General features: G+C 40.8%; 22 protein-coding genes. 4 read left to right on the forward strand and 18 right to left on the reverse strand.

The genetic code is table 11. From position 1 onward, the window contains the following. Positions 1-7 precede the first annotated feature (7 nt). The 8 genes from MED217_RS15505 to mraZ are packed head-to-tail and all read right to left on the reverse strand — an operon-like array spanning position 8 to position 8,957. Positions 8-1,210, reverse strand: a complete 1,203-nt coding sequence (locus tag MED217_RS15505) for an FtsW/RodA/SpoVE family cell cycle protein (RefSeq protein WP_009781494.1) — start codon at positions 1,208-1,210, stop codon at positions 8-10. Between the two features lie 13 nt (positions 1,211-1,223). Next, positions 1,224-2,558, reverse strand: a complete 1,335-nt coding sequence (murD, locus tag MED217_RS15510; protein WP_009781495.1) for a UDP-N-acetylmuramoyl-L-alanine--D-glutamate ligase — start codon at positions 2,556-2,558, stop codon at positions 1,224-1,226. Beyond that, positions 2,559-3,791 (reverse strand): phospho-N-acetylmuramoyl-pentapeptide-transferase, encoded by a 1,233-nt coding sequence (gene mraY, locus MED217_RS15515; protein ID WP_009781496.1) that lies wholly within the window; start codon positions 3,789-3,791, stop codon positions 2,559-2,561. 24 nt (positions 3,792-3,815) lie between these two features. Beyond that, positions 3,816-5,279 (reverse strand): UDP-N-acetylmuramoyl-L-alanyl-D-glutamate--2,6-diaminopimelate ligase, encoded by a 1,464-nt coding sequence (locus tag MED217_RS15520; RefSeq protein WP_009781497.1) that lies wholly within the window; start codon positions 5,277-5,279, stop codon positions 3,816-3,818. Further along, a complete protein-coding gene (locus MED217_RS15525) occupies positions 5,276-7,270 on the reverse strand; it encodes a penicillin-binding protein (protein WP_009781498.1) in 1,995 nt (664 codons plus the stop codon). The genes MED217_RS15520 and MED217_RS15525 overlap by 4 nt, the downstream gene beginning before the upstream one ends. Positions 7,271-7,277: 7 nt before the next feature. Beyond that, entirely contained in the window at positions 7,278-7,595 is a 318-nt protein-coding gene (locus MED217_RS15530; RefSeq protein ID WP_009781499.1) for an FtsL-like putative cell division protein, read from the reverse strand. 5 nt (positions 7,596-7,600) lie between these two features. Then, entirely contained in the window at positions 7,601-8,497 is an 897-nt protein-coding gene (rsmH, locus tag MED217_RS15535) for a 16S rRNA (cytosine(1402)-N(4))-methyltransferase RsmH (RefSeq protein ID WP_009781500.1), read from the reverse strand. Beyond that, on the reverse strand, positions 8,484-8,957 hold the full coding sequence (gene mraZ, locus MED217_RS15540) for a division/cell wall cluster transcriptional repressor MraZ (protein ID WP_040532951.1): 474 nt from the start codon (positions 8,955-8,957) through the stop codon (positions 8,484-8,486). Before mraZ ends, rsmH begins: the two co-directional genes overlap by 14 nt. 258 nt (positions 8,958-9,215) lie before the next feature. On the opposite strand from mraZ, the gene MED217_RS15545 reads away from it, so the two are divergent. Together MED217_RS15545 and yihA are read left to right on the forward strand one after the other, a co-directional pair. Then, complete coding sequence (locus tag MED217_RS15545) at positions 9,216-9,980, forward strand: alpha/beta fold hydrolase (RefSeq protein ID WP_009781502.1); 765 nt, start codon at positions 9,216-9,218, stop codon at positions 9,978-9,980. 12 nt (positions 9,981-9,992) lie between these two features. Next, on the forward strand, positions 9,993-10,601 hold the full coding sequence (yihA, locus tag MED217_RS15550) for a ribosome biogenesis GTP-binding protein YihA/YsxC (protein WP_009781503.1): 609 nt from the start codon (positions 9,993-9,995) through the stop codon (positions 10,599-10,601). Here the strand turns inward: yihA and MED217_RS15555 are convergent. From MED217_RS15555 to gldB, 3 genes are read right to left on the reverse strand one after another with little or no spacing between them, the layout of a single operon-like run. Next, entirely contained in the window at positions 10,588-10,953 is a 366-nt protein-coding gene (locus MED217_RS15555; protein WP_009781504.1) for a hypothetical protein, read from the reverse strand. The two genes, yihA and MED217_RS15555, sit on opposite strands and share 14 nt — an antisense overlap. Positions 10,954-10,973: 20 nt before the next feature. Beyond that, complete coding sequence (gene gldC, locus MED217_RS15560) at positions 10,974-11,297, reverse strand: gliding motility protein GldC (RefSeq protein WP_009781505.1); 324 nt, start codon at positions 11,295-11,297, stop codon at positions 10,974-10,976. 7 nt (positions 11,298-11,304) lie between these two features. Next, a complete protein-coding gene (gene gldB / locus MED217_RS15565) occupies positions 11,305-12,294 on the reverse strand; it encodes a gliding motility lipoprotein GldB (RefSeq protein ID WP_154648962.1) in 990 nt (329 codons plus the stop codon). A 75-nt stretch (positions 12,295-12,369) separates the two neighbouring features. Here gldB and nadE point away from each other — a divergent pair, with 75 nt between their 5' ends. Beyond that, entirely contained in the window at positions 12,370-13,164 is a 795-nt protein-coding gene (gene nadE, locus MED217_RS15570) for an NAD(+) synthase (protein ID WP_009781507.1), read from the forward strand. 98 nt (positions 13,165-13,262) lie between these two features. Further along, positions 13,263-13,901 carry a response regulator gene (locus MED217_RS15575; RefSeq protein ID WP_009781508.1) on the forward strand — a complete coding sequence of 213 codons (639 nt, stop codon included), beginning with the start codon at positions 13,263-13,265 and terminating at the stop codon, positions 13,899-13,901. On the opposite strand, the gene dnaG is transcribed toward MED217_RS15575, so the two are convergent. The 7 genes from dnaG to queA all read right to left on the reverse strand — a co-directional run bounded on the left by dnaG (position 13,898) and on the right by queA (position 21,839). After that, positions 13,898-15,880, reverse strand: coding sequence for a DNA primase (gene dnaG, locus MED217_RS15580; protein WP_009781509.1), 1,983 nt, complete (start codon positions 15,878-15,880; stop codon positions 13,898-13,900). The genes MED217_RS15575 and dnaG overlap by 4 nt on opposite strands. 119 nt (positions 15,881-15,999) lie before the next feature. After that, entirely contained in the window at positions 16,000-17,037 is a 1,038-nt protein-coding gene (locus MED217_RS15585) for a hypothetical protein (RefSeq protein WP_009781510.1), read from the reverse strand. Between the two features lie 127 nt (positions 17,038-17,164). After that, positions 17,165-17,929, reverse strand: a complete 765-nt coding sequence (locus MED217_RS18650; RefSeq protein WP_009781511.1) for a hypothetical protein — start codon at positions 17,927-17,929, stop codon at positions 17,165-17,167. Beyond that, positions 17,910-18,479: an RNA polymerase sigma factor gene (locus MED217_RS15595; protein WP_009781512.1), complete on the reverse strand. Its 570-nt coding sequence runs from the start codon at positions 18,477-18,479 to the stop codon at positions 17,910-17,912. The genes MED217_RS18650 and MED217_RS15595 overlap by 20 nt, the downstream gene beginning before the upstream one ends. 119 nt (positions 18,480-18,598) lie before the next feature. Then, the gene (locus MED217_RS15600) at positions 18,599-19,576 is read right to left on the reverse strand and encodes a polyprenyl synthetase family protein (RefSeq protein WP_009781513.1); all 978 of its coding nucleotides are present in this window, start codon (positions 19,574-19,576) and stop codon (positions 18,599-18,601) included. 69 nt (positions 19,577-19,645) lie between these two features. Next, positions 19,646-20,689 (reverse strand): dual-specificity RNA methyltransferase RlmN, encoded by a 1,044-nt coding sequence (rlmN, locus tag MED217_RS15605; protein WP_009781514.1) that lies wholly within the window; start codon positions 20,687-20,689, stop codon positions 19,646-19,648. Positions 20,690-20,789: 100 nt separating this feature from the next. Beyond that, entirely contained in the window at positions 20,790-21,839 is a 1,050-nt protein-coding gene (queA, locus tag MED217_RS15610; protein ID WP_040533741.1) for a tRNA preQ1(34) S-adenosylmethionine ribosyltransferase-isomerase QueA, read from the reverse strand. Positions 21,840-21,857: the final 18 nt, after the last annotated feature.

A 21,857-nucleotide genomic window follows, 5' to 3' on the forward strand; every position in this document is an offset into this window, starting at 1 on the left:
TCTTCGTTTACATCGCTTCGCTTAATACATCAAGCGGATTCATTTCCTCTTCTTCCTTCACACGCACTTCTTCGCGCTTTGCACTTACGCTTAAAATAATCCCTATCGCCAAGCAGGTCATCCAGATCGAGGTCCCACCACTACTTACAAGTGGCAAGGTTTGCCCGGTCACCGGAAATAATTCTACCGCAACCGCCATATTAATCAATGCCTGAAACACAATAGGCAAGCCTACTCCCATTACAGCGAGTTTTCCAAAAACTGTATCGGCTTTATGCGCTACTACTAAAATTCTAAACAGCAAGAGCAAATACATTAGCAACAACATTAAACCACCTACCAAACCAAATTCTTCTACGATGATCGCATAAATAAAATCTGATGAGGATTGGGGCAAAAAGTTTTTCTGAACACTTTTCCCCGGCCCTAAACCGGTTAGACCGCCGGTCGCAATCGCAATTTTTGCTTTCTCTATCTGATAATCCCCTTCACTATCTTCATCATCTGCAAAGCTGTCTATACGACTCATCCAGGTATCCACACGGTTAGGAAACACTCCCGGAAAAGCCTTGGCTGCCAAAATAAACATCGTAAGGGCCAGCAAACCGGTCGCAACGATTATCGCTAAATATTTAAAGGGATAGCCTCCCATAAAAACCAAGGTGAGCACCATCGCAAAAATGATCGCTGTAGTTGAAAAGTTGGCCGGAAGAATCAATCCTAAGATCAAAGCCACTGGTACCCAAAGCGGCAAAATGCTTTCTTTAAAAGTGATTTGCTGATCTTTAATTTTTGAAAGGTAGCGCGCGATATAGATCATCAACACCACCGAAGCCAAAGTCGAGGTTTGAAACGTGATCCCAACAAAAGGCACTTTAATCCATCTACTGGCGTTGGCTCCATCAATGGTGGTTCCTTGTGCCATCGTGATCAACAAAAGAATGATCACTATTGGAACTCCAATGATCGACAAGCCTTTAAAATAATGCGCAGGTACTTTGTGCACCCCATAAATGATCGCAAAACCTAGAACCAAATGCATGAAATGGCGTACCAAAAACGGCAGCGTCTCCCCATTACCGTATAAATAGGCAAGGTTGCTGCTCGCACTAAATACCGGCAAAAAAGAAAACAGCGCTAAAAAGGCAGTGATTGCCCAGATCGCCCGATCTCCTTTTAGGGTTGAAAATATGTTTTTGGTTTTACTCAAATCTCAATCTTATTTATAGATTACGTACTGCCTCTTTAAATTGACGCCCGCGATCTTCATAGTTCTCAAACAAATCAAAACTTGCGCACGCCGGAGACAACAACACATTATCGCCTTTATCGCTCAACTTATAAGCGATCTTTACCGCTTCGGTAATAGACTGGGTTTCAATAATGGTTTCTACCATTCCTGAAAACGTATTTAAAAGCTTTGCATTATCAACACCCAGACAGATGATTCCTTTTACTTTTTCATTCACCAAAGGAAACAAATCGGTATAATCATTTCCTTTATCAACACCGCCAACAATCCAAACCGTTGGAGCACTCATACTATCTAAGGCATAAAATGTAGCGTTCACGTTGGTCGCTTTTGAATCATTGATGTAAGACACGTGATTGATCTTAAGCACCTGCTCTAATCGATGTTCAACCCCTTGAAAACCTTCTAGAGATTCTCTAATGGTCGCCTTGCGAATGCTTAATAATCGAGCAGCAGTTGCTGCAGCCATCGCATTCTTAGTGTTATGCGCACCTTTAATAGTTAAGTTTTTTGTTGACATAGTCATCGTTGTATCGTCAATTAAAATGTTTATTTCTTCTTGAGCGTAATACGCTCCTTTTTCTAGTTGTTTTGAAATGGAAAAGGGGATGCATTGTGATCGCACGGGATGCTTTGCTAACCAGTCTGTAATCACAGGATCGTCTGCGTCATAGATCAAGTAATCCTTTTCTGTCTGGTTTTCCGCTATGCGGAATTTTGACTTGATATAATTTTCAAACTTGTACTCGTAGCGATCCAAATGGTCTGGTGTGATGTTGGTCAAAATCGCGATATGCGGGGCAAAATCAACAATGCCATCCAGCTGAAAACTGCTAATTTCTAATGCATAAAAATCTTGATCATCAAGCGCCACCCATTTTGCAAAACTGTCTCCAATATTTCCCGCAGCCACACTTTTCAACCCGGCTTGCTTGAGCAGATGCGCCATAAGCATTGTTGTGGTGGTTTTACCATTGCTTCCGGTGATCCCCACCAAAGTTGCCTTGGTATAGCGGGCTGCAAACTCAATTTCTGAGATCACTGAAATACCTGCTTCAACCAACTTTTTAATGAGTGGTGCTTTATCAGGAATTCCCGGACTCTTCATCACGAGGTCTGCATTGAGAATTTTTGCTTCGGTGTGACCACCGTCTTCCCATTCAATTTCATTGTTTTTAAGAACGTCAAGGTATTTTGGTTTTATCTTCCCAAAGTCTGAGACAAAAACTTCAAAACCTTCTTTTTTACCCAAAATGGCTGTGCCAATTCCGCTTTCACCACCTCCCAAAATCACTAGCCGCTTCATCTATCTTACTTTTAGCGTTACGATTGTGATGATCGCGAGTAAAATGCCTATAATCCAAAAGCGCGTCACGATCTTACTCTCATGAATACCCTTTTTCTGATAATGGTGATGCAACGGTGACATTAAAAAAATGCGACGGCCTTCACCTGTTTTTTTCTTAGTGTATTTAAACCAACTCACCTGCAGCATTACCGACAGGGTTTCGATAAAGAATATTCCGCATAAAAGCGGGATGAGCAATTCTTTACGGATGGCAATCGCGATAACCGCGATTATGCCTCCGATAGTCAAACTTCCTGTATCACCCATAAAAACCTGCGCCGGATACGTATTGTACCATAAGAATCCGATCAGCGCTCCTACAAATGCAGTGATAAATATTACCATCTCACCAGATCGTGGGATGTACATCACATCGAGGTAATCACTAAAAATGATGTTACCAGAAACCCATGCGAAAATCCCCAACGTGAGCACGATAATCGCTGAAGAACCGGCAGCTAAACCATCGATTCCATCAGTGAGGTTAGCTCCATTTGACACTGCGGTAACAATGAAAATGACTATAGGAATAAACAGCAACCAGGCATATTTCACATAATCTTCCCCTAGCCAGCTCACTAAAATGCTATAATCGACCTCATTATTCTTTACAAAAGGGATGGTGGTAGTCAAGGCTTTTTCTTCCGTAGAAAATTCAGTGGTAGCACTATCTACCAGTTCTTCCTGTTGCGCCGGCTTGTTTGCCAGTTCGTCTTTTACAGTCACACCTGGATGAAAGAAAATTGTCGCCCCAACGATAATCCCGAGTCCAACCTGACCAAATATTTTAAACTTTCCTTGAAGGCCTTCTTTATCCTTTTTTCTGATTTTCAAAAAATCATCCATAAACCCGATCGCACCCATCCAGAGTGTGGTTACAATCAGCAGGATCACATAGATATTCTCTAGCTTAGCCAGCAAAAACACCGGAATCAAGGTTGCCAGGATGATGATCAAACCACCCATTGTTGGCGTCCCCGCTTTTTCTACCTGACCTTCTAAGCCTAGATCGCGTATAGATTCTCCAAGCTGCTTTTTCTGCAAATACAGGATAATGCGCTTTCCCCAAATGGTAGAAATCGCCAACGACATGATGATCGCGATCGCTGCACGAAACGTAATAAAGCCAAACAAACTTGCCCCGGGGAAGTTGTATGCACGCTCTAAATATTCAAAAAGGTAATACAGCATTTAAATTTTGTTTTCGCCTTTGGCTTATTTATTCAGCTCGGTTAATAGTTCTTTTACAATCTTAAAATCGTCAAAATCGGTACGCTCCCCGTTTACCTCTTGGTAGGTTTCGTGTCCCTTTCCGGCAATTAAAATGATGTCATTTTCTTCTGCCATTTGGCAGGCTGCTTTGATTGCTTGCTTACGCGAAGTGATCGCTACAGTCTTTTTATAATCTACAGGCTCCACGCCCGCTTCTATCTCTTCAATAATCGTATCCGGATCTTCGCTACGCGGATTATCGCTCGTAAAAACCACTTTGGTACTTAGCGCCGCAGCGATTTTCCCCATTTTTGGTCTTTTGGTTCGATCCCGATCACCACCACAACCCACAACTGTGATCAATTCTTCGTTTTTAGTACGGATGTCATTTATAGTTTCCAGTACATTTTTGAGTGCGTCAGGAGTATGTGCATAATCAACAATTGCCGTGATCTTTTTTGCCGAAATCATATATTGAAATCTGCCGCTAACACTCGTTAATTCTGACAAATACTGAAGGGCTTCAAGCTGACTCAAGCCTAGCAATTCTGCAGCTGCATAAATGGCCAATACGTTGTAGGCGTTAAAAGAACCTATCAACTTCACCCAAACTTCCTGATCGTTCACTTTAAGCAACAAGCCGGTGAATTGATTTTCTAGTATCTGCGCGCGATAATCGGCAAAAGACTTTAACGCATAGGTCACCTTTTTAGCCCGTGTATTTTGCAACATTACCTGGCCGTTTTTATCATCAATATTTGACAATGCAAATGCCGTCTTCGGCAGGTTATCAAAGAAAGATTTCTTCACATCGCGGTACTCTGCAAAGGTTTTATGATAATCCAAGTGATCGTGGCTTAGATTGGTAAAAATCCCGCCTTCAAAGTGTAAGCCTTCGGTACGTTTTTGATGAATCCCGTGCGAGCTCACTTCCATAAAGCAATATTCAACACCGGCTTCATTCATCATCGCCAGGTATTTATTGATCGTAAGTGAATCTGGCGTGGTATGTGTCGCCGGAAATTCTTCATCTCCCACAAGAACTTTTACCGTAGAAAGCAATCCAGCTTTAAAACCAGCTTTGGTAAACAACTGATGTAGCAATGTCGCAATAGTGGTTTTACCGTTTGTCCCGGTAATACCTACCAACTTTAGGTTTTCTGAAGGATTCTCATAATAATTTGAAGCCATCACCGCCAGTGCTTGTGCCGTATCTGAAGTTTGTACGTAGGTAATTCCGTTGACAAAATCTTCAGGCATTTGCTCACAAATGATCGCGATCGCGCCTTGCTCTTCGGCCTTTTTTATAAAATCATGGCCGTCACTTTGCGTACCGCTTATCGCGACAAAAACATCATTAAGTCCTACTTTGCGCGAATCAAAATGAATCGCGTTTACCGGCACATTGGGATTACCGGTAACAGACTCTAACGTCACTTTATACAATATGTCTTTTAAAAGAATCACGACAGTTGCAAAATGATTTTTTGATTTTTACTAAGTTTTTGTCCGGCTTTAAGCGACTGACTTTTAACTTTTCCGCTTCCTGAAAATTCTACTTTCAAACCTAAATTCTCTAATAAGGAAACCGCATCCATGCCACTCATTCCTCTTACATTAGGAATGGTCTCTGAGGCCTTCTGTGCCTTTTCAAAATAATTCTCAAAGTCTTTCTCAACCGAAGCCGTATTGGCTTCGGCAAGTTTAACCTCATCAATTATAGGCGTGTCACTATATATCTTTTGTGCGATTTTTCTAAAGACAGGAGCCGCTACAACACCTCCGTAATAACCAATCTTTTTATTCGGTTTATGAATCACGACAATGCACGAATACTCCGGATTGTCTGCCGGAAAATACCCCGCAAAAGAAGCGATATACTTACCCTCTTCCTTCCAATATTCAGTCTGACAGGTTCCTGTTTTACCGGCCATTGAAAAGTTTTTGGAATAAATATCTTTTCCTGTTCCTCGTTCTACCACGTTTTTCATCATCTCCTGCGCTTTATCTATGGTCGCTTGCGAACAAATCGCCGGATTGATCACTTCTTTATCAAATTTTTCAATAGAGACATCCCACTTTTTCACCTCTTTAATAAAACGCGGCTTTACCATTTCCCCATCATTTGCGATAGCATTATAAAATGTCAAGGTTTGCAATGGCGTAAGCGAAACTCCATAACCAAAAGCCATCCAAGGCAAAGTAGTTCCGTACCAATTAGAATCTCCGGGATACGGAAACTTAGGACTTCCTTCTCCTTTGATCTCGAGCCCTAACTTGTCGTTAAGCCCCATATTATAAAGGCGTTTTAAAAAACGCTTAGGATCATCTTTATACCCTTCATTTATGATTTTTGCAAAAGCCGTATTTGATGAAAGTTCGAATGCACGCGCCGCCGAAATTTTACCGTAACCACCCCAATGCGAGTCATACACTGTTCTGTTGTAAAAACGCACACGACCATTTTCGGTATCTACCACATCACTCGTATCGATCACCCGATCTTCAAGCGCTGCGACCATAGCCATCAACTTAAAGGTAGAACCCGGTTCAGCCGACTCGTAAACGGCATAATTACGATCTTCATAATAACCATCACCATCTTCGGTACGACCTAGATTTGAGATCGCTTTGATCTCACCGGTTTTCGTTTCCATAACCACCACACAACCGTGGTCTGCTTCAAACTTTTCTAACGAAGCTAACAATGCATGGTGAGCAATATCTTGAATATTCACATCGATCGTAGAGATCACATCATAACCATCCTGAGGCTCTACAATATTATCATCGCCAATGGGCTTCCATTGTCCTTTTGCAATGCGTTGCTTAAGACGTCTTCCTTCCTTACCTCTTAAATAAGGACCAAAAGCTCCTTCTAAACCTGCCTCGCTGTAACGACCGTATTCCGTAAGGCGATCGTAACCTATGGTTCGCTCTGCGATTTTATCGAGTGGATGCTCACGCACCGTACGCTGCTCGGTGATAATACCTCCTTTATAAGGACCCTTATTAAAAAGTGGAAGTTTCTTGATCGCGAGATATTTTGAATACCCCAAGTTGCGCGCTAGCAATAAGTAGCGGTTTTTATTTACCCGAGCTTTGCGCAATAGGTCTATATAATAAGACTGCGATTTACCCAGTTGCTCAGCAAGTCCCTTTGAAAGCCCTTGAATATTTTCTTCAAAATCAGCTTGCTTTGGAGCCAAGGCATCAAAACGAATATCATACTTAGGCACTGAAGTAGCCAGCAAGCTACCGTCACCGGCATAGAGATTACCGCGATTCGCCGGAATCGTAAACATACGCTCGGTACGCGCCTCTGCAAGCTCTTTGTATTTATCACCTTCAGCCAACTGAATGTTGCAAAGTTTAAACGCAACAAAAAGGGCGAAGAGAAACATACCTCCTGCCACTAAATACATCCGGTTCAATATGTTCTTTTCGCTGGTAGCCATTTTGAACTTAAGGTGTTTTTGTTACTTTAATTTTTTTGGGCGGTGTTAACGAAGGCGCCAAACCTTGTTCTGCCACTTGCCGCGTTACTACGGTTTCCATTTTTAACCGGCGTGCTTCAAGCCGGGTATCTACAAATTCACTATGCAACTCTTTCACTTCAGCATTTAACTGCGAGATCAGGTGCACTTTTTTATCTGCGCGATGCGAACTCCCGATCATCACTATTGCCAAAACCGACAAAAAGATGATCATACGCCAGTTCTTGACCGCATCATCGCTAAACAGGAATCTTCCTTTGAGTATATTATAAACTCCTTCTTTCAATTCCGTTATAATTTTTCAGCAACACGCAATTTTGCACTGCGCGCTCTGTTGTTTTGTTTTATCTCTTCTTTAGATGGAACAATCAAACCGCCAACCTTTTTAAAAGGCACGGTGAAATTTCCAAAAATGTCTTTCTCAGGCTCTCCCTCAAAAAGACCATTACGCATATAACGCTTTACCAACCTATCTTCAAGCGAGTGATATGAGATCAAGCTCAAGCGCCCGCCCGGTTTCAACATTTCTTCGGTTTGCTGAAGAAACTCCTTCAACACCTCTAACTCTTGATTCACTTCTATACGAATCGCCTGATAGATCTGCGCCAATAATTTATGCTCACGCCCCTTTGGCAGATACGACTGAAGCGCTTGTTTTAAGTCTTCGGTAGTTTCTATAGCTTTATCCTTTCGCACAGAAACCAAAGTTCTCGCCAACTTAGGAGCACTTCTCAATTCTCCATATTGTAAAAGCACACGCCCCAGATCTTCTTCAGAATATTCATTCACCACGTGATATGCAGAAAGTTTATCATCTTGATTCATGCGCATATCGAGTTTCGCATCAAAACGCGTCGAGAATCCGCGCTCCGCAACATCAAACTGATGTGACGAAACCCCAAAATCCCCTAAAATACCATCAACTTTTGCCGCCCCATAAAATCTCAAAAAGCGTTTCGCAAAGCGAAAATTCTCATTGATCAACGTAAACCGCGGGTCGTCAAGTGCATTATCAAGCGCATCTTTATCTTGGTCAAAAGCAAACAGTTTACCCTGATCGCCAAGCCGTTTTAAGATCTCTCGGGAATGACCACCACCCCCAAAAGTCACATCTACGTAAACGCCGTCTGGTTTGATCGCCAAACCATCAACAGTCTCTTTTAGTAAAACCGGGTTATGATAATCCATCTGGCACGTCGTTTTGATCTCCCATTACTTCTTCTGCTAACGCTGCAAAATCTCCATCCTCATTACTTACCGCCTCTTCATAACCTACAGCATCCCAAATCTCAATGATATTCCCTCCGGAAGTCAATACGATATCTTTAGTGATTGACGCGAACGCGATCAAATCTTTAGGTATCAAAAGCCTCCCGGAAGCATCAGCTTCAACTAACTTTACACCTGCCGTAAACTTCCTAATGAAATCAACATTCTTTTTAACAAAGCGATTGAGTCCGTTTAATTTTTTCATCATCACCTCCCACTCAGACATCGGCCACAATTCAAGACAAGAATTAAAAACCGATCGCTTCACCACAAAGCCCTCCTGCAACTCTTTTGCAAGTTGTTTTTTCAACGCAGACGGCATCATGAGCCTTCCTTTTGCGTCAACTTTACACTCATATGTTCCTATAAGGCTGAGCAAGAATACAGTAGGTTTTAGGTATAATAAATTCAAATATATAGAATTTTATACCACATTCTCCCACATTCTACCACTTTGTTGATAAATTCTCCCACTTGTTAATTATTCTGAAAACCTTAACATTAAGCTAGTAGCCTGTGTCAAAACCTCTTGTTATCGCAGACTGGCTGTAGCTTTGCAGACAACTGTATTTTTAGATTTTCAATTTGGTCTAAATGTCTATATTTGTGGCAAAGCCGCTTGCCGACCTAATTAATTATGAAGCACCAATTAAAAACCGAGGGAAAATTCACCTACTTAGAAGTTGGTGAAGGAACTCCTATAGTAATTCTTCACGGACTGATGGGCGGCCTGAGTAATTTTGACGCAGTAACCGATCATTTTTCTGAAAGCGGATACAAAATTGTAATCCCCGAGTTACCATTATATTCTATGCCTCTTATTAAAACAGGGGTAAAAACCTTTGCTAAATACCTTAATGACTTTATAGTTATGAAAGGGTTTAAGGAAGTGATTTTATTAGGCAACTCTCTTGGCGGACATATCGCACTTTATCACACCAAATTATATCCGGATGTGATGAAAGCATTAGTGATTACCGGAAGCTCTGGTCTTTATGAAAGCGCGATGGGCGAAAGCTATCCAAAGCGCGGGGATTATGAGTATATCAAGAAAAAAGCAGAAGACGTCTTTTATGATCCCGCGGTTGCTACCAAAGAGATTGTAGACGAAGTATACGAGACCGTAAACGATCGCAACAAGCTTATCAAGACTTTAGCGATTGCCAAAAGTGCCATACGCCACAACATGGCTCAGGACCTACCTCACATGAAAACCTCTACATGCATCATCTGGGGCCGCAATGACAATGTCACTCCTCCAGAAGTTGCTGAAGACTTCAACAAGCTGTTACCCGATTCTGATCTTTTCTGGATTGATAAATGTGGACATGCAGCTATGATGGAACGCCCTGAAGAATTTAATGAGATTCTTTCAGGATGGCTTAAAGACCGAAACATCTAAAACCTTTTTCCCATGCATATTAAATCTGCAGAATTTCTCGTAAGTAATTCTAATGTTGCCAAGTGCCCTAAAAATAAGATGCCGGAATATGCATTTATAGGTCGATCTAATGTGGGAAAGTCGAGCTTGATCAATATGCTTACCGATCGTAAAAATCTGGCTAAAACATCAGGACGCCCGGGAAAAACACAGCTCATCAATCACTTTGTGATCAACCAAACATGGTATCTTGTTGATTTACCGGGATATGGTTATGCGCGTGTTTCTAAAAAGGTAAAGAAAGAATTTCAAAAATTCATCACGCAGTATTTTGAGGAGCGTGAACAGCTGGTTTCTGCTTTTGTGCTTATTGACTGTAGACACGAGCCGCAACCTATTGACCGGGAGTTTATGCAATATTTAGGCGAAAAACAGATTCCGTTTTCTATAATTTTCACCAAAGCAGATAAACTGAAACCAAAAGCCTTAGAACGCAATATCGAAAATTACAAACAGGAATTACTAGCCGGGGCCTGGGCCGAAATGCCCAATTATTTTATAAGTAGCGCTACAAACAGCACCGGCAAAGATGAAATTCTCGATTATATTGATGCTATAAACGCGCAGCTCAAAGAGTCTTAATTCTAGCGTTTATTCGCTTTATAAGTTCAGTTTCAGAAGAAAGCGCATTTAATTCTTCCTTAGTCATAAAAACCTCAAGCCTTTCTTCGGTTTTCCTCAAGATCACCGGATAGCTGAATTTCGCTTCTAAAACTTCACCGTATTTCTGAAGAAACTCGTCTCGGTGAAAAAAAAGCATTTCAATACCGCTATTTTCTCTAAAATCTTTCCAAAGACTTCGCTCTTGAAATGCGTCGTGCGTAAGCGTGCACAACCTACAGGAATACGTAGACGGACTCATAATTTTATGAACACTATCAAAAAACGCATTCAATTTTCCGGAACGTGCATTATAGACAAACAAGAGCTGCATCACCTTCCGGAAAAATTCAATTACTTTTTCAACTCTAACTTTTCAGCAAAATAATCACAGAAATCCATCATCGTAGCAGACATCTTATCATCATCTGTAGCACGCTTAAAGGTATTAGCCATACTCACCAAAGTTTGATGAAAAAACACTTTCATCTCATCTACAGGCATATCTTTGGTCCATAAATCTATACGCGCAGCTTCTTGTTTATTATGATCCCAAAGTGAAAGCATTAACGCCTTTGCCGGCTCGTGCGAAACACCACCATCAGGCGCATTCCAAGAGATTTTTTCTGGCACTCTGTTTTCGTCTAATTCTACACTTAGTTTTATTTCTGTTTTCATCAACCGTTTATTTGCGGGGTTTGTAATTTGCTTGTTTAAAAATCTCTTCACTGCTCTTTTCTGGCAATAATTGCAAAGGTATGTTATTGCGTTGCATATAGGCCTTGACCATTTGCCAGCCGATATAACGCCCTAATCGCGGCGGACTCTCATTATCGAACTCCAAGTAAAACTTTGAGAATGGCGCCGGATTGATAAAGCGGCTGAGGAGCTTACTATCGGTATCAAACAACACCTCATTTTCTATAAAATAGGTCCAGATGTCTACCTCATTTGCTTCAGCCCAATCGAGTTGTTCTGGCGTATAGCCTATAATTTCATTTTCAGCTTCCAGCGTTAAGAGTTGCTGCATCATATACAGTCGCTTCCCGTGATAAATCATTTCATCTAAAAAGCGTCGGTTTCCCATTTTACGTACACGCTTTTGCACAAAAGCATCAGCCACATCAACATCGATCTGCTCTTTTCTAAAATTTTGCGTGTAAAAACGCTGAATCCCGTTATAGAAATGATGCTCCTCGCCCAGGTAGTTATCTAAGCCTATTACCAGTAAACTATCTGTCAAAATCACCGGAGTTCTATAAGCTACGTCAGAAGTTATGGTCACCACCTTAGGTACAGGTGTTTTAGGGTAGTAATATTTTATATGCTTAAAAAGATTGTCGAGCGCAACCAACTCCTCATTAAAATCAGGAAATGCAGCGGTAACTTCCTTATTCAACTCCAGCTGAATTGTGTCTTGCACTTTGGTCACCCAAAAATCATAGGTATATTGTTCAGGAAACAAATAAGGATAAGAACGCATCAAATCTTTTAATCCTGAAGAATCGGTTTTTGCGAATTTTTGATCAAATCGATCCAACTCCAATTCGATTGGAATCTGCGAAATTTCATCAGGGATTTTTACGTCATCACCACATCCCACGACCAAAAACACAAGAAGCCCTAAAAAAAAGCTAAATCGTACACTTAACAAGCGCGACACCCTTTTAAACATTTGAAATTTTAGTAAATTCACCATCATAAATTGCTGCGCAAAGGTAGTATTTACAAACTATAAATCCTGTTTCTTATGCAAACCGAAAAAGTAATCGATCATATTGTTAATTGGCTAAAAACCTACGCTACAAACGCAAACATACAAGGCTTTGTTGTAGGCATTAGCGGTGGAATTGACAGTGCCACCACCTCTAGCCTCTGTGCAAAAACAGGATTACGCGTACTTTGTGTAGAAATGCCTATTCATCAGCCTGAAAGTCACGTAACACGTGCTCAAGAGCATATCGCACAACTCAAAAAACGCTTTGCAAATGTATCTGATGTGCGTGTTGATCTTACCCAAACTTTTGAAACCTTTAAGACCGCATTACCTGCCGCTGAAACTGAAACCAATCCAGGACTAGAGCTTAGCTTGGCAAATACACGTGCGCGACTACGCATGAGTACGCTTTATTATTTTGCTGGTCTACACGGTTATCTTGTTGCCGGTACCGGCAATAAAGTGGAAGATTTTGGAGTAGGTTTCTATACGAAATACGGCGATGGCGGTGTTGATTTGAGCCCGATTGCTGATCTTATGAAAAGTGAAGTTTACGCTCTAGCCAAAGAACTTGGTGTTCCTGAAAGTATTCAGGTGGCAAAACCTACAGACGGACTCTGGGGAGACGACCGCAGTGATGAAGATCAAATTGGCGCTACCTACGACGAACTTGAATGGGCAATGTACCAAGATGAAAAAGGTAAAACCGTTGATGATTTTGAAGGTAGAGAGCAAAAAGTCTTTTCGATCTACAAAGGCTTTAATAATGCCAACAAACATAAGATGGAACCTATTCCTGTGTGTGAAATTCCTAACGAATTAAAATAAAGCATTCGTTCATCCTGTAAATTAATTCTTACAGCGAAAAGCATTTTCATTTACAAATAATGGTTATAATTTAGTTGGCATAAACCTTAAATTCCAACATGATTACAATAACCGTTGCAGATCATCACCCTATAATTGTAGATGGATTAACCCATATTCTTAAAGACACGCCACACGAAATTATCGATGTGGTTTCTGACGGAAAAGATTTAATTCCATCGCTTGAAGAGCAAGTTCCTGACCTTGTCATTATGGAAATTGATATGCCCAACCTTCAAGGATTATCTGCGATCAAAGAATTGCGTAAGCTCTTTCCCGGAATTAAAATCATGGTGTTTAGTACGCATCCTGAAGGCATGTACGCATTAAGCGCAATTAAAGCGGGAGCGATGGGATATATTGGCAAAATTGCCGAAACACAAACCGTGCATAAAGCGGTTGTACAAGTTGCTCGAGGAGGTATTTACCTCAACAATAATTTGGTTGAAATGCTTTCAAATACTGATTCTGCGCAAAACAACTCATTAGCATACCGCTACAAAAAATTATCTACTCGAGAGACCGAAGTTTTGAATATGCTTTCTTCAGGAAAAAGGAATAAAGATATCGCTGAGTCTCTAGATATTAACGAGAAAACCGTAAGCACTTACAAAACCCGACTTCTTAAGAAACTTGATGCAGGCAGCCTTGCAGAATTGATACAGCAGGCGCGTTTACTTCAAACTTCAGACCTTTAACGCATAAAAGGCATAATCACCAGATTGCGCTTTTTTGCGATGAGTACCTCTAAGGTTTTATAGTCCTTAAAGTCTTCCATAAACTCTTGAGCATTTTCCGGTAATTCTCCGGTTTTTAGTTGCTCACCAAATTCAGCCATTTTACGCTGAATGAGGAAGTGCCTTAGATTCAGTAAGGTTTGTACGGTTTCTAACCCGGCATTGTCTTTTAAAGTCTTTACATAAATCTCGTGGCGATCCCAGGCGTGTAACTCATGCTTTTCAGGCTCAAAAGCTATCGATGAAATTTTTTCCATTTGGGCAGCCTCGAGTAATTCGCCCAACTTATCGAGTTTGATCTCACCCTCTTCCTGCGTTAAGTGCTCTATAAGTAATGGATAGATCTTTTTAAAATCATCATTTGCAAACTCGACTTCATCTTCCTGTAGATCGAGATAAATTTTCTCGTAGATGATTAGCTCGCGCTTTTCTTCGCGCTCAATGAGTTTGCCTTCTTCGTCTTCATCATAAACAAGATCTACAAACTCTACCGGTTCTTTAGCAAAGGTGATGAGTAATTTTATAATGTTCTGCTCCAACTCGTACTGCCGCTCAAACTTGATTTTCTCTTCATTCTTAAGCGGTACCATCTCGCCTCCAGAAGGTCTTTTTTCCGCGGGCTTTGCTACTTCTTTCTTCCCTTTATTGCGTATTTGAGCAAGCGTATTAAAAAGTACATCCTCCTTGATATCCATAATGCGTGCACATTCTTGCACATAGATTTCCCGCTTGATGACATCAGGTATTTTAGCAATACTCTCTACCATATCACGCACCAAACCTGCCTTCTTGATCGGATCACCCTGAGCTTCCTTTACTAACAACGAAGCTTTATACTGAATAAAATCCTTAGCATTTTCCTTTAAAAAATCTTCAACTTCGGTGAGCGTATGCGCTTTTGAAAAACTATCAGGATCTTCTCCTTCAGGAAAACTACACACCTTCACGTTCATGCCTTGCTCCAGGATCAAATCGATTCCGCGTAACGAAGCACGCTGTCCAGCCGCATCTCCATCAAAAAGCACGGTAATATTTGGCGTAAGCCTGTTGATCAAACGTATTTGCTCTGGAGTCAAAGCAGTCCCAGAAGAAGAAACCACATTTTCGATCCCCAACTGATGCAATTGAATCACATCGGTATACCCTTCAACCAAGTAGCAATTATCTTCTTTGGCGATCGCTTGCTTGGCATAATAAATACCATAAAGCACTTTTGATTTGTGGTAAATCTCACTTTCCGGACTATTTAGATACTTTGCCGCTTTTTTCTCGTTAGTAAGAATTCGGCCTCCAAAACCTAAAACACGTCCGCTCAATGAATGAATAGGAAACATCACCCGGCCTTTAAAGCGGTCAAACTGCTTCTCTTCCTTGACAATGGTAAGTCCGGTTTTTTCTAAGAATTCCAGCTTGTAGCCTTTGCGAATGGCTTCTGAAGTAAAAGCGTCCCAAACATCTGGAGAATATCCCAACTGAAACTTTTCAATCGTTTCTTCGGTAAATCCGCGTTCTTTAAAATAAGAAAGCCCAATCGCTTTTCCCTGTTCAGAATTGATAAGGGTTTTATGAAAGTAGTCTTTTGCAAACTCTGAAACCACATACATACTCTCGCGCTCGTTGGCCTGCTCCTTTTGCTCATCGGTTTGCTCTGTTTCTTCAACCTCAATGTTGTACTTTTTTGCGAGATATTTGATCGCTTCGGGATAGGTAAAATGCTCGTGTTCCATCAGGAAAGCAACCGCATTACCTCCTTTTCCACTAGAGAAATCTTTCCAAATTTGTTTAACCGGTGACACCATAAAACTGGGTGTGCGCTCATCTGAGAACGGACTCAAACCTTTAAAATTGGATCCTGACTTCTTCAGCTGAACAAAATCACCAATCACCTCCTCAACGCGAGCAGTCTCAAATACGGCATCTATGGTAGTTTTTGAAATCAAAAAATGAGAATTTCTTCAGTTAACAATATGAAAAGGTGGTCGCAAATTTACTAATAAAAAATACCTGTACAGATTTAATCGTACAGGTATTCTAAATACTTTACTAGGGCCGCCAACGCCTAGTCCATATCAAAGCGCAGACCTACTGAAAAGTTGCGTTGTTCTACCGGATTATTCTTAAATATTGGGTTTAGATCATACTTCACATACAGCGCAGTATCTCCAAAAGCGATATAGCCGCTCAAGCCGTAAATAAAATTGTTTGTATTATAATTCTGCTTGAATTTATCCTTGCGATCATCGCCATTTTCTTCATATTTTAATTTCTGAATCGTGAGCAAATTGAATCCCGCATACCCACCAAATCCTAACTTAAACTGATTGTGCGTAGAATATCTAAAGTAATCATCGTGTACTTTTTTTGTTGAAGGACCTATTTCAAAATGTACAGGAAATACCAGATGATCCATTCTAAATTTTGATTTATCCAGATCTAGCGGATAAGTTTCTAATACGGTCTGATCACCTTGGTCTACCAAATATTGATTGTTATCCATTTTCAACCCATTAAACTGAAAGCTAAACCCGTACTTCAGGCGTAAAAAATTGGTATTTGTAAACACGCGGGTTTTCCAGGCGACTCCCAATTCAAAAAAGCGGCTTCCTCCTATTTTATAAGGCGAGTCATTAAGCGATTGGCCATCAATGATCGCATTATTAAAACCTATTCCCAGCACGAGATCAGAAGTTGTACGGCGGTCGTACACCACCTCTCTTTCATCGGTTTTACCTAGCGTTAATTTATCTCTACCAATAAAAATCCCAAAGATAGAATCATCATCAAGATCGGTCTCGTTGCGCTCTAGTAAATCTATTTTACTTTCTAAAATGGCGAGTTTATCTTCAATATTTCTAGCGTGTTTTTTTGCAGCTTCCTTCTTTAAAATAGTAGCTTCTTCTTCGGTTAATTCTCCATTTTCAAAACGCTTGTTTATGGCAAGCACTTCGATTTTTAGTGCTTCTTTTTCTGCGCGTACCACTTCTTCTTTTTTAGCGTTTAAAGTAGCGATCGTCTCTTCTTTTTCGGTCTGCTGCGCAAAAGTTTCTTGCGGCAAAACACTTAATAACGTGATTAAAAGTAATAGTAAGAATCTCATAATTTTTGATTTAAGTAAAGGTTGCAGCTTCCCGTCCCGCCGAGACGGGAAGACCAACTTCCTTTAGATTGATGGATGAATTTTTATTAGTACCGGCAAAGGATAGAGTAACCCCAAGCTAGTTTATTTAATTATTGCGAGAAACAATGGCTTCGCGGGCTTTCATAAAGCCGTCTTTAAGCGCTTCAAAAATGCGGTCTCTAAAAGAAGGATCCAGTTCTTCTTCAACCTCATAAAGCAAAGCTTCTGCACTTATCGTATTACGCTCGCGGTCAAACATTTTTTCTGAAATAATATCCCGCTGTGCGTCTCGTAAAAGTTTATCAATCTCAGCATCAGAATAGGCAACTCCAGTATTTTGCTGCTCCTGCACTTTACTGATCAAATCATTTACTTCGGCATCTATTTGACTTTGCGTCGTTTTATCTAATTTCTCGTCAGTAGGTTGCTCTTGCGATTCCTCTACAGCTACTGCATTTTCATACTTTTTAAGAACCGGAAGCGCTAAAGATTGTTTTTCTGGTTCAGCAACTTGCTTTTCTTCTTGAACTGCCACAGTTGTTTCTTCTTGTGGTACGATCTCTTGTTGCTTTTGCTGAAGAGTTTCTACAGGTTCAGTTTTTTGCTCTTCTTTATTTTCAACCGGAATTTCCACCAATTGATTTACAGGGTTTTTATCCATCTCATCTTGAAAAACATAACGCCCAGCTAGAATTAGAATTCCGATAAAACTAGCTGCGATCAAAACCCAACCGTAGCCTTTTCTGCTTTTTGCAGGTTTAGCTTCTTGATCAAGCGCAGCCTCTAGCTTCTCCCAAGCTTCAGCAGAAGGTTTGATCTCCCGTTGCTCCAGGCGCGCTCTAATATTATCTTCAAACTTTATCGGTGCCATACTGATAGGTATTGAGTTCGTTTAACTTTTGCTGAAGCAGTTTACGCGCTTTAAAAAGCTGAGATTTAGAAGTATTTTCAGAAATATCAAGCATTTTTGCGATCTCCTGATGCTTATAGCCTTCTACCGCATACATCACAAACACGGCGCGATAACCTTCCGGAAGCTGATCTATCAACAATTGAATTTCTTCAGCATCGAGTTCGCTATCCACAGGATTATAGGTTGCATCGTCCGCCTGATGCTCATAATCTGTAAACGTGATTTTCTGCTCCTTTCTTAAGTAAGAGATCGACTCATTAACCATAATGCGTCGCACCCAACCTTCAAAACTACCTTCATCTCTAAAGCGATCCAGATTTTTAAACACCTTTAAAAACCCGTTACACATCGCTTCTTCAGCTTGCATCACATCATTTAAATAACGGCGACAAACTCCCAGCATTTTAGGTGCGTGCGTATCATAAAGCTTGCGCTGCGCTTCACGATTGCCCTGCGCGGCTTTCTTTATGAGTTGTTTCTCGCTGTTAAAGAATGTAATGACTTTCACAAATCCTGTTTAAAACTGTCTTCATTAATAAAGACGCAGAAAAGTTTAAAATGGTTGCCCGGAAGATAAAATAATTTGAAATAAGTTTTTAAAACAATGAATGTCAGTACTTTAAAAATTTATTTTTTTCGCTCAATTACGTAATTCACCATAAGCACAAGTGCCTCTTTGTACTTAGATTCAGGATATTTATCGAGAATTTTTAATGCCTCTTGCTGTAATGCTTTCATTTTTGCCACTGCGTAATCTAGTCCGCCAGATTCTTTCACGTAAGCAATCACCTCATTCACCCGCTTCTTATCTTTATTGTGATTTTTGACGGAATTGATGAGCCACTTGCGTTGCTTGTCGTCGCTGTTGTTCACTGCATATATAAGCGGAAGCGTCATCTTTTGCTCTTTGATATCTATCCCGGTAGGCTTTCCGATTTTTTGCGAACCGTAATCAAAAAGGTCATCTTTAATCTGAAACGCAAGACCTATGAGTTCACCAAACTTACGCATCGCCTCTACATCCTTTTTGCTGGCGTGAATGGCGCAAGCACCCATCGCGCAACAGGCAGCGATAAGCGTTGCGGTCTTTTGTCTAATGATCTCAAAGTACACTTCTTCGGTAATATCGAGATCACGGGCTTTTTCAATTTGAAGTAATTCACCCTCACTCATCTCTCTAACGGCTACCGAAATGATCTGCAGCAAATCAAAATCTTCGTTATCTATAGAAAGTAACAATCCTTTAGAAAGTAGAAAGTCACCGACGAGCACGGCAATTTTATTTTTCCATAGTGCATTTAAGCTGAAGAAACCGCGACGACGGTAGCTGTCATCAACCACATCATCGTGCACTAAAGTTGCGGTATGAATAAGCTCTATAACCGAAGCACCCCGATAGGTACGATCGTTAAGACGCTCGTCGCCCAGCATTTTGGCCACAAGAAACACAAACATCGGGCGCATTTGCTTTCCCTTTCGGTTTACGATATAATGCGTAATTCGGTTAAGGAGCGGAACTTTAGATTTCATCGAAAGCGAGAACTTCTGCTCAAAAAGTTCCATTTCGTGAGCAATAGGCTGCTTAATTTGTTCGACTACTTTCAAGTTCTCGTTTTAGTGCAGTTATGTTGGATTTAAAACCTATTCAATATTAGCAAAAATAGCGCTTATACGCTATGCATTTTTGTTTGCAAGTTGCCCGCAAGCCGCATCGATATCCTTTCCGCGCGAGCGACGTACGGTAACAGTGATTCCGCGATCCTCGAGTTTAGCTACATAACGATCGATCGCTAACGGATCTGCCTGCTGAAACTGTCCGTCATCGATAGGATTGTATTCTATCAAATTGACTTTACTAGGCACCGCCAGACAGAAATCTATCAAGGCCTCGATATCTTTATCCTGATCGTTAATACCGCGCCAAACCACATATTCATAGGTGATGCGTTTTTTGGTCTTCACGTACCAATACTGCAAAGCTTCTTTCAATTCTTGTAGTGGCATTTGCTCATTAAACGGCATAATATCGGTTCGTACATCGTCTAACGCCGAGTGGAGTGAAACCGCAAGATTGAATTTCACCTCATCATCTGCCATCTTCTTAATGATCTTAGGCACACCCGATGTAGAAACCGTAATACGTTTGGGAGACATCCCCAAACCTTCAGGATCTGTAATTTTTTCAATTGACTTAACCACATTTTTATAGTTCATAAGCGGTTCGCCCATTCCCATAAAAACAATGTTAGACAGCGGCCTGTTGTGATACAACCTACTTTGCTGATCGATCGCCACCACCTGATCAAAAATTTCGTCCGGATTAAGATTCCGCATACGTTTCAATCGGGCGGTTGCACAAAACTTACAATTCAAACTACATCCTACTTGAGAAGAAACGCAAGCCGTAATACGCGACGCCGTAGGTATCAAAACCGATTCTACCGTAAGGTTGTCGTGAAGTTTTACCGCATTTTTGATCGTGCCGTCTGAACTGCGCTGCATTTGATCAACTTTGATATGATTGATCACAAAATGCTCATCGAGAAAAGCACGAGTTTCTTTTGAAATATTGGTCATATCATCAAAAGAATGGGCACCTTTTACCCAAAGCCACTCATACACCTGATTTCCACGGAAGGCTTTTTCGCCTTGCGAAACAAAGAAATCGCGCAGTTCTTCCCGCGATAGTGCTCGTATGTCTTTTTGTGTATTTTTCACCTTGCAAAGTTATCAATTAAGTCGCTCTCTAAGACCGGAATTTTGATTATAAAAAAATCCCCGTTTGCGCGGGGATTTTTAATATTGAATAGAAAAGTGATTAGATGATCAACATCGCATCACCATAGCTGTAAAACTTATATTTTTCTTTTACTGCTTGCTCATAAGCCTCTTTCATAAAGTCGTGTCCTGCAAATGCAGAAACCATCATCATCAAGGTTGATTTTGGCGTATGGAAGTTGGTGATCATACAGTTTGCAATACTGAAGTCGTATGGAGGGAAAATAAATTTATTGGTCCACCCGCTGAATTCATTAAGCGTTCTGTTAGAGCTTACCGAACTTTCTAAAGCACGCATTACAGTAGTTCCTACTGCACAAACTTTACGATTCTCTCCAATAGCTTTATTGATGGTAGAAGTCGCAGTTCTATCGATATACGCTTCCTCGCTGTCCATTTTATGCTTAGAAAGATCTTCAACCTCAACCGGGCTAAACGTCCCTAAACCTACGTGAAGTGTTACTTCTGCAAAGTTCAATCCTTTGATCTCTAAACGCTTCAATAAGTGTTTACTAAAGTGTAAACCAGCAGTAGGAGCAGCAACCGCACCTTCGTTTTTAGCAAAAATCGTCTGGTAACGTTCTGCATCTTCCGGCTCCACATCACGCTTGATGTATTTAGGAAGTGGCGTTTCTCCAAGTTCAGTCAATTTATTTCTGAATTCCTGATACGAACCGTCATATAAGAAACGTAAGGTTCTTCCTCTAGAGGTAGTATTGTCAATTACTTCAGCAACTAGACTTTCATCATCACCAAAATACAATTTATTACCGATACGTATTTTACGTGCAGGATCTACAAGCACATCCCAAAGACGTGTTTCTGAATTTAATTCACGTAGCAAAAACACCTCGATACGCGCTCCGGTTTTTTCTTTATTACCATAAAGACGCGCAGGGAATACTTTGGTATTGTTCAATACCATCACATCATTTGGCTCAAAATAGTCGATCAAATCTTTGAACAACTTGTGCTCTATAGTTTGTGTCTTGCGGTTAAGAACCATTAAACGCGCCTCATCTCTGTTTTCTGCAGGATACTCAGCAAGTAGTTCTTTAGGCAAATCAAAGTTAAAATGTGAAAGTTTCATTCCCATGGGACCTCTGTT

The organism is Leeuwenhoekiella blandensis MED217, assembly GCF_000152985.1.
Lineage (GTDB): Bacteria > Bacteroidota > Bacteroidia > Flavobacteriales > Flavobacteriaceae > Leeuwenhoekiella > Leeuwenhoekiella blandensis.